Raw genomic sequence first — 12,642 nt, 5'->3', positions numbered from 1 at the left:
TTGGGGACCACCAATATACTTTAAAGTTTGGTTATAATTCTCATTAATAGTCAACCGCACTTCTGAGATTTGCCCAAAACTGCGAATGTAATCATTTGTCTGGGACTTTGCATGGTATTCAGATACTACCCGTCCTAATTCCTGCAAGTGCATTTCATTTAACTTACCCTGGGAAAAAAGTTCACTAAATAAGGCATCTTGGGGAAATTGACGCATTTTTAGCGCATATTCTACAACTTCCCCCGTTCCCGCTAAATGGTATTGTTCTCCTGTGCAGGTAATAGGTAATACTTGCAAATACAGTTCACCTGCGCCTCGCTGATTTAAACGTAACTCTTCCTGGCAACAATGTAACCGCTTTTCTAATGTGGAATAATCTAAAAAGCCAAAATTTATAGGTTTTTTCAGTTTATAGACATATTCTCCAGTGAGTAACACATAAGAAGCATGAGTTTGAATCAGTTGAATTGGTTCTGTTACCCCATGAGGATAAAATCCTGGTTGTAACATTTGTTCAATTAAAGCTGGAAGATTAGCTTGTGTCATAATATTTATACCAGTGTTGGATGTTGGAAGTTGGATTTTTGGAAGTTGGATTTTTAGCCGCAGATAAACACAGGTCAACCCATACAAGTATCAGCGGAAATAATTTTAGAAGATATAGCTGTAGACAGAGTAGTTAGGACATTCTCAAAAGCTAAAAGCTAGTGATAATAAGGGTTTTACTCCTGACTCCTGTACGGGTGTTCGCGAAGCGTGCTGGAAGCATCAGCATTCGGGCGACCAATTATCAATTTTATGAAAAGGCTATTTTCCGAATGCTTCGCCCCTACGACTCCTGACTCCTGCTATATTAACCCTGATAGCTTAACAAAAAAAACCAGGGGTTTAACCCTGGTTCATTCAGCAATTATGACAAAATTTAAGTGCTATTTAAGTGCTATTGAAGATAAAATGCACACCATCTTTTAGGCTTTAGCAGCAAAAAAACTGAGATGGTAAGGTGTACCCTTGGCTGGGTGAATTTGAACTTCGCGGAGTACGGTTTTACCAGTCCACTGAAGTTCAGGAATATTGAGTTCAATTTCGGTTTTGTTGGGAGCAGCTTGTTTGAGCAAGCGTTCAACGGTTTTTGCATCAACTACTAAAGAAATTGATTCCGCACCGTTGTGTCCGTACAAATTCGCGGGGATTAAACCAGAACGTCGCAAAGCATTGGGCTTGCTACCTTCTGGACGTTTGTGAGATTCTAATGCGATCGCCATACTACTCTTAATGTTTTAGTGGTTGGTTGTTAGTTGTCAATTGTCAATTGTCAATTGTCAATTATTAAACTGGTGTACCATCGGGATGTAACAGTGCGCGTTTTGGTCCGTGAATTGGATCTTCCACAATGATAGTTTGATCACGACTTGCTCCTAAGGAAACGATCGCAATCGGGACTTCCATCAATTCTGCTAAGAATTTAAGATAGTCCAATGCTTGCTTTGGCAAGTCTTCCAAGCTACGGCATTCAGTAGTTGGTACTTGCCATCCTGGTAAGGTTTTATAAATCGGACGACAACGGGCAAACTGACGGGCGCTGGTGGGGAAGTGATCACAGCGTTGGCCATCTATTTCATAAGCCACGCAAACTTTGATTTCCTCTAACTCATCTAGCACATCTAACTTAGTTAGTGCCATACAATCCATGCCATTAATACGGACTGCATAACGTCCAATCACGGCATCAAACCAACCACAACGGCGTTTTCTACCTGTGGTTGTGCCAAATTCTGCACCGCGATCGCCCAATAAATCACCAATTTCCCCATCTAATTCTGTGGGGAATGGTCCTTCGCCGACTCTAGTGGTATATGCTTTGGATACCCCTATTACCCGATCTATCATTGTCGGTCCTAGACCAGTACCCACGCAAGCACCCCCAGCTACAGGATTAGAAGAGGTGACATAAGGATAGGTCCCATGATCTAAATCCAGTAGAGTTCCTTGTGCGCCTTCAAACAAAATGTTACGTCGTTTTTGCACCGCATCATATATTTTTATTGATGTGTCCACCACAAAAGGACGCAACCTTTCTGCATAGCCCAAATACTCCTCAATCACTTCTTGGGGGTCAAGAGGAGGAATATCATACAGCTTTTCTAAAATTGTGTTTTTATAATTTATTGTCCATTCCAACTGCTCACGTAATCCAACCTGATCCATCAAGTCTAACATCCTGATGCCAGTCCGCTCGGATTTATCCGCGTAGGTAGGACCTATACCTCTACCAGTCGTGCCGATTTTATGCGTTCCCCGGCGTTCTTCTGATGCCTTATCAATTAACCGATGGTAAGGCATGGTAACATGAGCCGTCTCTGATATCAGCAGATTAGCAGTAGAAATATTTAGGTGTTCAAGTTGTTCAAGTTCTTGTATCAAAACCTGTGGATCAATAACTGTCCCACAGCCGATGATACATTCGGTATCTGGATACAATATACCAGAGGGAATTAAGTGCAGTTTAAATGTCTGACCTTGGACTACTATTGTGTGTCCAGCGTTAACTCCTCCCTGGTAACGTACCACCACATCTGCGGAGCGGCTGAGTAAGTCAGTTATTTTACCTTTTCCTTCATCGCCCCATTGAGCGCCTATGACAATGACGTTAGCCAAGAGATTATATTAAAGGGTAAAGTTTCCACAAATATCAATTATTAGCAGTTTTTTTAGCTTTTGTCAATAACTTTGTGACTGATGACTGGGTACTGGTGGTTGGTAAAATTATTAATATATTTTTTTATTTATAAATTTTGTTACAATTAGTAAAATTTTTATCTAAAAGTTACCATTATGGCCTTATACGCTGAGTTACATAGACACCTGGGGGGTTCCGTCGTCCCCCGTGTGTTGTGGCGGTATTTTCAGCGCCATGCTACAGATTTAATTTCTCGGTTTGCTGAATATTCTGAATTTGAGGATTTTTACACCCGTCCCCGCAATACTTTAGATGAGTATTTAGAATTGCATACTTTAGTGGAAAGTGTGCAAACTGTGGAAACTTTACCTTACTTTATCTATCGTTTGTTGCGTGGTGCGTATATCTTTGAAAATTTGGCTTATTTAGAATTGCGTTATACTCCCTATTTACGCACTCCTGAACATCTAAATCAAAATGCCAGAATTGATAAGATGGTGGAAATTGTGGAAATTGTGGGTAAAGCGAGTCATTCTTTGGAATATCCCATTGTTAATAGTCAAATTCTCTGTATGCACTCTCGTTTACCTTTTGAGGTAAATAAGGCTATTGTGGATTTAGCAGCACAAAATAGAGAATATGTTTGTGCGGTGGATGTGGCAGGTGGCGATCGCATTTATGGGGAAAGAATGCCAGAATGGATTAGTTTATATAACTATGCCCGTTCTTTGGGTTTGAAGACTACCGGACATCTTTATGAAACCAAAGATGGTTGTTATCCCGAACTTTTACCTTATTTAATGCGAATTGGTCACGGTATCCAAATTCCTTTACTTTATCCTCAATTATTGCCAGATTTAGCCAGAAGAGGACAATGTTTAGAAGTTTGTCCCACGACTTACTTAAAAACAGGAACTTTACAGGATATCCGGCAGTTAAAATTGGTTTTTGATCGATGTTTTGAAACTGGGGTTGATATTGCCATCTGTACTGATAACGCAGGTTTACATAATGTCCGTTTACCTTTTGAATATGAAAATCTGCTGACTTACGACATTATTAATTTCCAACAACTTCAAGCCTGTCAAGATGCCGCTTTTCGCCATGCTTTTGCTTGGCCTCATGATCAACGTCCTGCATCTTTGTTAAGTGGTTTATTGAAACCTGAACCAGCTAAGGTTTTGATATAGACAGGAATTAAGCAAAACAGAACAAAAGTAGGGGTAATTCATGAATTACCCCTACGCAATAATGAGGTTTTTAGTCCAATCTTGCGTCACTTCTCATAGACAATATTGAGGAAGAAGCAAAGGCAGAGAACACAAGATAAAATTGATAAAAGTTGATAAAAATTAATCAACTTTTGCCTGTTGCCTTTTGCCTGTTGCCTTCATTAACTGTTAAACGCCTTCTGTCGCGCCACCCACTGTTTTCCAAGCGTCTAGGCCACCTTGAATAACACAGACATCTCTAAACCCGGCAGCGCCTAAAATACTAACTGCCAGATTAGCATGGGTATCATGGTCGCCATAAACGTAGATTTGGCGTTGTTTATGCAAGCTGGTTTTTGCACGGTCGGCTAAGTCGTTGAGGGGAATGGAAATAGCACCTGTGATATGGCCGTGGTTGTAGGTAAGGCGATCGCGTACATCAATAATTGTAAAGGCGGGTTGACCCCATTCTAGACGCGATATTAATTCATTAACATCAGCAACTAAATTACTCATTGGCGTTTTTAGTTTAAGACTTTACCAGCAATCTATCAAAAATACTTTGAAAATTCGGTTTTTTTGACAATTTATCTAAAATTCTTTAGAGATGTTAACTAAAATTATGATTACAGTTTATAAGCCTAAAATAAACCTAAATATTGTAAACTAATTATCTGTACATCCCGACAATTTTTAATCTTTAATTTTTAATTTTCAATTCTGGAACATGGCATCTACAATACAATCTTTACCTACAGAAGTCGTATATCTGATTACAGCAGGAGAAGTAATAGATAGTTTTGCTTCTGTGGTTCGGGAATTAGTAGAAAATTCCTTAGATGCTGGTGCAACGCGCATTGTAGTTTCTCTATGGTCACAGCAATGGCGAGTGCGGGTAGCTGATAATGGTTATGGTATGAATTTAGATGATTTACAACAAGCGGCAACAGCACATACTACCAGTAAAATTCATTCTTCAGATGATTTGTGGAAAATTAAAAGTTTAGGTTTTCGTGGAGAAGCGTTACATAGTTTAGCAACTTTAGCAGATTTAGAAATTTTTAGCCGTCCGGTGGGAGGAAATGAAGGATGGCGGGTTGTTTATGGCAATGATGGGGAAGTTATTAAAACAGAAGTAGTAGCGATCGCTTCTGGTACTGTTGTTACTGTTGATAATTTATTTGCTAATTATCCCGCACGTCGTCAAGGTTTACCGAACACCACACAGCAAATGAAAGCTGTACAAACAATCATTCAACAAATTGCTTTATGTCATCCTCATATTACTTATCAAGTTTGGCAAAATGATCGGGAATGGTTCACTATTTGTCAAACTGCAAGTCCAGGTAAATTAATTCCGCAAATTCTCACCCAAGTTAAACCAAGTGATTTAAAAGAATTAAAAATAGAAATACCCAATCCGCAATCTACAATTAACTTAGTAATAGGTTTACCTGATAGATGTCACCGTCATAAACCTGACTGGGTAAAAGTAGCCATTAATGGCAGAATCATTAAATCACCAGAATTAGAACAAACAATTTTTTCAGCATTTCATAAAACCTTACCACGCGATCGCTATCCGGTTTGTTTTTTACATCTTACCATTTCCCCTGATCAAATTAACTGGAATCGCCACCCTGCCAAAACAGAAATTTATTTAAATGAAATTAATGCTTGGCAAGAAAAAATTAGCGAAACGATTAATCAAGCATTCTATATTTCTGAAGCTAATTTAAAAGATTCAGTTCACACAACTCGAGTAAGTAACTTACTTAAAGTTGCAGAAAAAAAAGGTAGTTATAACTTTAGTTCTAAAAATGCAGATACAAAAACACAGAATTACTTAAAAGCCGTTGCCCAAGTGAGCAATATGTATATTGTTGCTGAACATCCAGGAGGAATGTGGTTAGTAGAACAACACATTGCCCATGAAAGAGTTTTATATGAAAAAATCTGTGATGAATGGGAAATAGTGCCTGTAGAAACACCAATTATTCTTTATCAATTATTACCTTCTCAGGTTGCCCAATTACAAAGAATTAACTTAGATATTGAAACTTTTGGGGAAAAACTTTGGGCTGTACGTACAGTTCCCGCAATGTTAAAAACACGGGAAGATTGCGCCGAAGCATTATTAGAATTAAGTTTAGGAGGAGACTTACAAACCGCCCAGGTTGCGGTTGCTTGTCGCAGTGCTATCCGCAATGGTACACCAATGACTTTACCAGAAATGCAGCAATTATTAGATGATTGGCAACGCACCCGCAACCCCCAGACCTGCCCACATGGTAGACCAATTTATTTATCTTTGGAAGAGTCTGCTTTATCTCGCTTTTTCCGTCGTCATTGGGTGGTTGGTAAAAGTCATGGTATCTAAGGAGTCAGGAGAAATTAATTACGAAAGAATTATGAATTTTCCATGATGATTTTGTATAACTGTCTTGTCTACACGAGAAAGTATAGAAAAACTGAAGCAAGGCTATTTTAGAAAAGGCCGCTGAGAAATAAACAGCTAATACTTAGACATCCAACTTAATTTGAGAGTTTGGGGTTTTATGTCTTAGTGTTTTTTTTATCTCAAAAACTTGGGTAAATTCTCACAAATCCTTCCCACATTATATGGCTGTAATTACTGCTCTTGCTAATCAGTATTATCTCTATATCCGCAAAGATCAAAAACCTGTTGCTTGGGATATATACGATCCTAAACCACCCATTGACTTTGCTTTAACTACTTATTTCGGTAAAGTATTTCAAGCAATAGAAAAAAGTTCTCTTATCAGTGGTTTAGTCTTTTATGTCACTTGGAATGAAATTGATGAACTACCATCTTATGGGGAAAATGTGGTAGTTTTTGTATTGGGTGATGAATGGTATCGTATACCCAAATATGCTCACAAAGTCAGGGCGGTATTTAAGTGTGTAGGTACAAATTCCATTCTCGGATGTAACCCTATTGTACAACCTTCATTGTTAAACTTACTGACACTAATTCAGTTTTTAAGAATTTTATTAGTTGGTGTACCAAGCCGGGTTAATTATTATTGGCATCAATTCAAAAGTTTGGTATTAGGTAAAGGTCTAATTCCTCCTATCTATGATCTTCCCTTGGGTTACAATAACTCCAAGGATTTACCCATCAAAAATATCGCAGATCGGCTTTATGATACTTATTTTTCCGGGAGTGTTGTCCACAGACAATATCCTATCTGGTCTTTTAAATCTTGGTTAGGAACTCCTAAAGCATTATCTAGAAAATTGATGTTATCAACTTTAAAAAGTTTCCAAGAAAAACATCCTGAATTTAACGTTGAATTATCAATTACTGGTGGTTATCACAATAGAACTCAAGCGGATGAACGCAGCTATTGTGAAATCATGATGGATACAAAAATCTGTCTTGTTCCTAGAGGTACATCTTTTGAAACCACGCGTTTATTTGAGGGGATGAAATATGGTTGTGTTTTAGTCACAGAAGCTTTACCTTCTCGATGGTATTTAGAAGGTGCGCCGGTGATTAAAATCAAGAATTGGCAAGAATTACCAAAGGTGTTAAAAAATCTGTTGGAAAATAAAGAACTGATGGAAGAAATGCACTATAAATCATTAATTTTTTGGCAAAATAAATGTTCTGAAACTGTGGTTGCAAATTATGTAATTGAAAAGTTGAATAGGGAACTTTTTGTAAATTCTGGGGTTAATTTAGATCCACCCTAGTTTGATTTTATATCTCCCCAACCCCCTTAAAAAGGGGGGCTAATATTTATAAAATAATCATACATTTAATCAGGTAAAAAGTCTTGATTTAAACATTCATCGGTATTAAAAGGAGATTCTACAGGAAAAATATCAAGTAACAAACCTGTTTTTATAGACGCTTGCTGACGTGCATCTTGATAACATTCGACAAATGTTTCTAAAAAATATTTTTTTAAACTAGGACTATCTTGGAAATGTTTATTTAATCTCCGGCGATGTTCAAAGATAGTCGAAAGGCAGCTTTTAGAGCGTTTTTCTGGCTGACATTTATATTTTAATAAGTGCATTAAAAGCACTACTAAATTACTTTCTAATGTTCTTTTTTCAATTCTTCCCATGCTTTCAATTTCTTCAATCAGATTTTCTAAATCAATTTCTGCAAATTTCCCTGCTTTTAATTGTTTGGCGGTTGTTTCTATCCATAGGTAAAAATCTTGTTCATAAAGATTAGTTTTTGTGGTACTTTTTAGCTGAGGTGTTGTCATTTTTAACCTCCTGTGGTTGTTGATCAAAATAAGTTAGATTTGGTTTTATATTTCAGGGAGAACAAATTTAACTATTCTACATATCTAAACCACTATTCATAACTTCATCTAAACTAAAAGGAGACTCTTGAGGAAAGAAATTTAGTTTAATTCCTGTTTCTTGAGATGCTTTCAGACGAGCTTTATTATAACAATCTGCAAATAATTCTGTGAATAAAGGTTGTAGACTTGGACTGTCTTCTAATAATTCTTCAAGACAAATTCTTTGTTCAGTAATTGTACTCTGCCAACTTGCACTACGTTTTTCAGGTTGATAATGCCATTTTAATAAGTGCATTAGTAGCACAATTAAACGGCTTTTTAACTCTCGTTTTTCACTTCTTCCCATGCTTTCGATTTCTTCTATTAAATTTCCTAAATCAACTTCTGTAAAATCTCCTTTTCTTAAATGTTGGGCGGTTGTTTCTATCCATAGGTAAAAATCTTGTTCATAAAGATTAGTTTTTGTGGTACTTTTTAGCTGAGGTGTTGCCATTTTTTTACCTCCTGTGGGTACTTATCAATATTATACAATATTTTCCATTGAATGCAGATAAACTCAGATAATCTAATACCTACAAAATATCTTCAATACTTAACTTTAAGACCCTGATTAAATATTGCGTCAAAGTAAACGCATCAACCCCTAATTCTGTCCTTTCTTTTACTGCTAAAATACCCCCTTGAGAATGCCACCAAGCCGCAGCAGCTACCACATCTTCAATATTAACTTGTTTATTAACAACCCGCGCCAAAATTCCGCCCATTAAACCAGTTAAGACATCACCACTACCACCACGAGCTAAAGCTGGCGTACTTTCCGCATTGATCCAAACGACACCTTCAGGGTTAGAAATGGCGGTTCTTGCCCCTTTTAACAGCACTACAGCCCCTGTTTGTGATGCTGCTGTTTGTACTGCTTTCACCCTATCTTGATAATTAATATCAGGAAATAAACGATGAAATTCACCTGTGTGGGGTGTGAGAATTGTTGTATTTTGGCGTTTTTGTAAAGTGGAAATAGTCCCTAATTGTGCCAAGATATTTAAACCATCGGCATCCAAAATTAACGGCACATCACTATTAATTACCTGTTCAATAATTGGGGTAGCATCTGTAGTTAAACCTGGTCCACAAGCAATAGCATTAAATGAACTCAAATCTGTATTTGGAGGTAATTGTAAATGAGAAATTGCCCCGGTTTCCGTTTCAGGACATCCGATAATTAACGCTTCTGGTAAATGGGAAATTAAAAGCGGTTTAATACTTTCAGGTACGGCAATTGATAACATTCCTACACCCGAAGCACGCGCACCTAAACCCGTTAAAATTGCTCCCCCTGCATAACGTTTTGAGCCAGAAATTAATAGTAAATGTCCAGATTTATATTTGTGGGTTGTAGGGGAAAGAGGTAAAGATAAGGTATCAAATACTGTGGTTTTGGTAATGCGTTTAATTTTGGTAACTTCACCTAAAATCGCATGAATATCAGCTAAGGGAATATCAAAATCAATTAATTCTGCTTGTCCAATATATTCTAATGCTTGTTCTTGCAATAAACCCTGTTTCCATAAACCTAAACAAAAGGTATGAGTTGCACGAATAGCAGTACCTAAAACTTCCCCTGTATCTGTGTGTAAACCAGAAGGTAAGTCAATACTAAAAATCGGTTTATTCCAATCATTAAAATGGTTAATTGCTTCTGCAATATTCCCGGTAATTTCTCTTTCTAAACCAAAGCCAAATAACCCATCAATTAAAAAATCACAACTTGGTAATTCTGCCAGTTCTGTAAAACAAGGAATCCCCAAATTTTGGGCATATTGTAAATGTTGAGAAGTTAATTCTTTGAGTTTAGCAAAAGGTTGATAAATCCAAACTTGATAACCTTGAAAATGTAACTCTCTGGCTACAACTAAAGCATCACCTCCATTGTGTCCTGGACCTGCGAGAATTCCTACATTAGATCCCCCCAACCCCCCTTGAAAAAGGGGGCTAAGAGGTATGATAGATTGTAGGCGTTGCCAGTGGCGAGCGAAGCTATCGCTAATTAATCTCCCTACTTTTTCCATCAAAGCTGCAACCGGCATTCCCGCAGCAAATATTCGTCCTTCAATGTCACGCATTTGAGCAGCAGTGACTACAAATTGTTCTTTAGTCATTAGTATTAGTCATTAGTGATTAGTTATTAGTCATTAGTTATTAGTGATTAGTTATTAGTCATTAGTGATTAGTTATTAGTGATTAGTTATTAGTGATTAGTCATTAGTTATTCTTTTCTATCACCAATCACCAATCACCAATCACCTGTCACCTGTCACCTATCTTCCATAATAAACCCTAGCATTAGCATAACCTAAATTTCGCAAATAATTATTCCATTGTTCTGCTTCTTGGCGTTCTCTAAAACCTCCTACAGCTATATGCGCTCCTCGTGGTTGAGTTCTCATAAAAACATTAGTATTACCATCTATTTTTTGTCGAATTTCTCTACCAAGCAAGGGTAAGTTATTACTGCTGGTGGGAATGATAACGTAGTAATATCTACTCTGTTCTCGTTGAACGCTAGGACTTACATTGCGAAAATTATCTCCAGTAGAATAAGGTACTTCTCTACCAGAGAAATAGGAGATTTGTTCTGGGTTAGAAAAGCTGAGAATGCGAGCGCCACTAATACCATTTAATTCTAATTCTCTCACACGCTGTTGGGCGTTAGATGGTTTGCTAAAAACACCTGACTGAATAATATTACGTCCATTAAACGGACGAATATAAGCACTACTTTCAATTTGACGCACTTGTTGTAGAATTTGGGAGTTATCGCTATCAACATAGACAACATATCTTTCAAAGTTTTGTCCATATTGACTAATTTGTGTAGGTTGAGAAGTTTGATAGTTTTGATTATTTTGATAAAACTCCACTGCTGGTTGCAATTCTGGTAATCTGGTCTGTGCTAGACTATCTTCGCAAGTGAGCATCAAGCATCCACCCACAAGTAAAGAAATTACGGGTACAGTGGTAATTTGACGTGTTATTAAATGAGACATATTTGTAACCAGGGTTTCTCAAAATTTTCTACTAGCCATTATTTTAATCAGGATAATAAAAAATTACGGAGATGGGTGAAACCCCAAAACGAAAGAATTTTGTCAGGGTTTAGCTTTGCTAAAGCCCTACTTATGCTACTATGGGAGAGTGTTTGCCTTGTGCTAAAATCAAAAACCCTTATTATAGATGAACAGTAGCAAGCACTGTTAAAAGTGTAAATTATGAAAAAAGTTGTCGTTGGTCTTTCTGGTGGCGTTGACAGTTCTGTAGCTGCCGCTATTTTACACAATCAGGGCTATGATGTAATTGGTTTGACCCTTTGGTTAATGAAAGGTAAGGGTCAATGTTGCTCTGAAGGAATGATCGACGCGGCTAGTATTTGTGAACAATTGGGTGTTCCCCACGAAATTGTCGATATTCGGGATGTCTTTCAAGCGAATATTGTTGATTATTTAGTCTCTGGTTATAGTGTGGGAATTACGCCCCTGCCTTGTTCTCAATGTAACAAGACGGTGAAGTTTGGACCAATGGTGGAATATGCACGGGAGAAGTTAGAAAGTAATTACATAGCTACCGGTCATTATGCGCGAATTACTTATGATGAAACCACTGGACGTTATCAATTATTACGCGCCGTTGACCGCAACAAGGATCAATCTTATTTCCTATATGATTTGTCTCAAGATTTACTTGGGGCTTCGATCTTTCCTTTGGGAGAATTAAATAAAAGCGATACCCGCAAAATAGCTGCCGAATATGGGTTAAAAACCGCCGATAAACCAGAAAGTCAAGATTTATGCTTGGTAGAAAGTAACGGTTCAATGCGGGCATTTTTAGATAAATATTTAGCACCAAAACCAGGTGATATTGTGGATACCACTGGTAAGGTTTTGGGTAAACATGATGGTGTCCATCATTACACAATTGGTCAGCGTAAAGGTTTAGGAATTGCTGCTGCTGAACCTTTGTATGTGATTGAATTAGATGCAGTTAATAATCGTGTGGTAGTGGGCGATCGCACCAAAGGAACTCAAGGAGAATGCACAGTCAACCGGGTAAACTGGGTGTCTATTGCTGAACCTGCAACCCCCATCCGTGCAGAAGTGCAAATTCGTTATCGTTCCCAACCCGTACCCGTGACGGTGATGCCTTTAGAAAATGACAGAGTGCGGTTAGTTTTTGATGAACCTCAGTTCAGCATTACCCCAGGACAAGCTGCGGTTTGGTATGAAGGGGAAAAGGTATTAGGTGGGGGAATAATTGAACAGTTTAGTTAAGTAGTGTAAATAGGGTTTGCTGAAAAAGTCGAAAAAAACCTTGAGGAGAATTGAGTGGGTAGTCAAGCAGAAATAAAGATAAGTTTTTGTTGTCTAAACTTCACTAAAACATCAATTTCACTAATGAGCCAAGGGAA

General features: G+C 37.7%; 11 protein-coding genes and 1 pseudogene. 4 read left to right on the top strand and 8 right to left on the bottom strand.

Features of this window, described 5'->3' with window-relative positions; translation table 11 throughout:
* The 3 genes and pseudogenes from FFR48_RS19255 to FFR48_RS19245 form a co-directional block, all read right to left on the bottom strand.
* A pseudogene (locus FFR48_RS19255) lies at positions 1 to 546 on the bottom strand (adenylyl-sulfate kinase); the annotation flags it as partial.
* Positions 547 to 968: 422 nt separating this feature from the next.
* The gene (rplY, locus tag FFR48_RS19250; RefSeq protein ID WP_096570713.1) at positions 969 to 1,265 is read right to left on the bottom strand and encodes a 50S ribosomal protein L25; all 297 of its coding nucleotides are present in this window, start codon (positions 1,263 to 1,265) and stop codon (positions 969 to 971) included.
* Positions 1,266 to 1,329: 64 nt separating this feature from the next.
* Positions 1,330 to 2,658, bottom strand: a complete 1,329-nt coding sequence (locus FFR48_RS19245) for an adenylosuccinate synthase (protein ID WP_137668490.1) — start codon at positions 2,656 to 2,658, stop codon at positions 1,330 to 1,332.
* Between the two features lie 177 nt (positions 2,659 to 2,835).
* Between FFR48_RS19245 and FFR48_RS19240 the strand changes: the two genes are divergently transcribed.
* The gene (locus FFR48_RS19240) at positions 2,836 to 3,870 is read left to right on the top strand and encodes an adenosine deaminase (RefSeq protein WP_137668489.1); all 1,035 of its coding nucleotides are present in this window, start codon (positions 2,836 to 2,838) and stop codon (positions 3,868 to 3,870) included.
* Positions 3,871 to 4,080: 210 nt separating this feature from the next.
* Here the strand turns inward: FFR48_RS19240 and FFR48_RS19235 are convergent, their stop codons facing one another.
* Positions 4,081 to 4,407: a rhodanese-like domain-containing protein gene (locus tag FFR48_RS19235; RefSeq protein ID WP_096570707.1), complete on the bottom strand. Its 327-nt coding sequence runs from the start codon at positions 4,405 to 4,407 to the stop codon at positions 4,081 to 4,083.
* A 211-nt stretch (positions 4,408 to 4,618) separates the two neighbouring features.
* Here FFR48_RS19235 and mutL point away from each other — a divergent pair, with 211 nt between their 5' ends.
* Positions 4,619 to 6,271, top strand: coding sequence for a DNA mismatch repair endonuclease MutL (gene mutL, locus FFR48_RS19230; protein WP_137668488.1), 1,653 nt, complete (start codon positions 4,619 to 4,621; stop codon positions 6,269 to 6,271).
* Positions 6,272 to 6,513: 242 nt separating this feature from the next.
* Entirely contained in the window at positions 6,514 to 7,611 is a 1,098-nt protein-coding gene (locus FFR48_RS19225) for a glycosyltransferase family 1 protein (RefSeq protein WP_137668487.1), read from the top strand.
* A gap of 65 nt (positions 7,612 to 7,676) precedes the next feature.
* On the opposite strand, the gene FFR48_RS19220 is transcribed toward FFR48_RS19225, so the two are convergent.
* From FFR48_RS19220 to FFR48_RS19205, 4 genes are all read right to left on the bottom strand, one after another.
* Positions 7,677 to 8,138: a DUF29 domain-containing protein gene (locus FFR48_RS19220; protein WP_137668486.1), complete on the bottom strand. Its 462-nt coding sequence runs from the start codon at positions 8,136 to 8,138 to the stop codon at positions 7,677 to 7,679.
* Positions 8,139 to 8,214: 76 nt separating this feature from the next.
* Entirely contained in the window at positions 8,215 to 8,673 is a 459-nt protein-coding gene (locus FFR48_RS19215) for a DUF29 domain-containing protein (RefSeq protein ID WP_137668485.1), read from the bottom strand.
* 79 nt (positions 8,674 to 8,752) lie between these two features.
* Entirely contained in the window at positions 8,753 to 10,339 is a 1,587-nt protein-coding gene (locus FFR48_RS19210) for an NAD(P)H-hydrate dehydratase (RefSeq protein WP_137668484.1), read from the bottom strand.
* Positions 10,340 to 10,498: 159 nt separating this feature from the next.
* Complete coding sequence (locus FFR48_RS19205; protein WP_096570696.1) at positions 10,499 to 11,227, bottom strand: hypothetical protein; 729 nt, start codon at positions 11,225 to 11,227, stop codon at positions 10,499 to 10,501.
* 222 nt (positions 11,228 to 11,449) lie between these two features.
* Between FFR48_RS19205 and mnmA the strand changes: the two genes are divergently transcribed.
* Complete coding sequence (gene mnmA, locus FFR48_RS19200) at positions 11,450 to 12,505, top strand: tRNA 2-thiouridine(34) synthase MnmA (RefSeq protein WP_137668483.1); 1,056 nt, start codon at positions 11,450 to 11,452, stop codon at positions 12,503 to 12,505.
* Positions 12,506 to 12,642 lie beyond the last annotated feature (137 nt).

This window comes from Sphaerospermopsis reniformis (assembly GCF_005402885.1).
GTDB classification, from domain to species: domain Bacteria; phylum Cyanobacteriota; class Cyanobacteriia; order Cyanobacteriales; family Nostocaceae; genus Sphaerospermopsis; species Sphaerospermopsis kisseleviana.
The sequence above is the reverse complement of the archived record's forward strand: the minus strand, read 5'-3'. Positions and strand labels throughout refer to the sequence as shown.

Coding starts and splice junctions, on each gene's coding strand:
- FFR48_RS19235 (WP_096570707.1), bottom strand. CDS start 4,407: ATGAGTAATTTAGTTGCTGATGTTAATGAATTAATATCGCGTCTAGAA.
- FFR48_RS19240 (WP_137668489.1), top strand. CDS start 2,836: ATGGCCTTATACGCTGAGTTACATAGACACCTGGGGGGTTCCGTCGTC.
- FFR48_RS19225 (WP_137668487.1), top strand. CDS start 6,514: ATGGCTGTAATTACTGCTCTTGCTAATCAGTATTATCTCTATATCCGC.
- mutL (WP_137668488.1), top strand. CDS start 4,619: ATGGCATCTACAATACAATCTTTACCTACAGAAGTCGTATATCTGATT.
- FFR48_RS19205 (WP_096570696.1), bottom strand. CDS start 11,227: ATGTCTCATTTAATAACACGTCAAATTACCACTGTACCCGTAATTTCT.
- FFR48_RS19210 (WP_137668484.1), bottom strand. CDS start 10,339: ATGACTAAAGAACAATTTGTAGTCACTGCTGCTCAAATGCGTGACATT.
- mnmA (WP_137668483.1), top strand. CDS start 11,450: ATGAAAAAAGTTGTCGTTGGTCTTTCTGGTGGCGTTGACAGTTCTGTA.
- FFR48_RS19220 (WP_137668486.1), bottom strand. CDS start 8,138: ATGACAACACCTCAGCTAAAAAGTACCACAAAAACTAATCTTTATGAA.
- FFR48_RS19215 (WP_137668485.1), bottom strand. CDS start 8,673: ATGGCAACACCTCAGCTAAAAAGTACCACAAAAACTAATCTTTATGAA.
- rplY (WP_096570713.1), bottom strand. CDS start 1,265: ATGGCGATCGCATTAGAATCTCACAAACGTCCAGAAGGTAGCAAGCCC.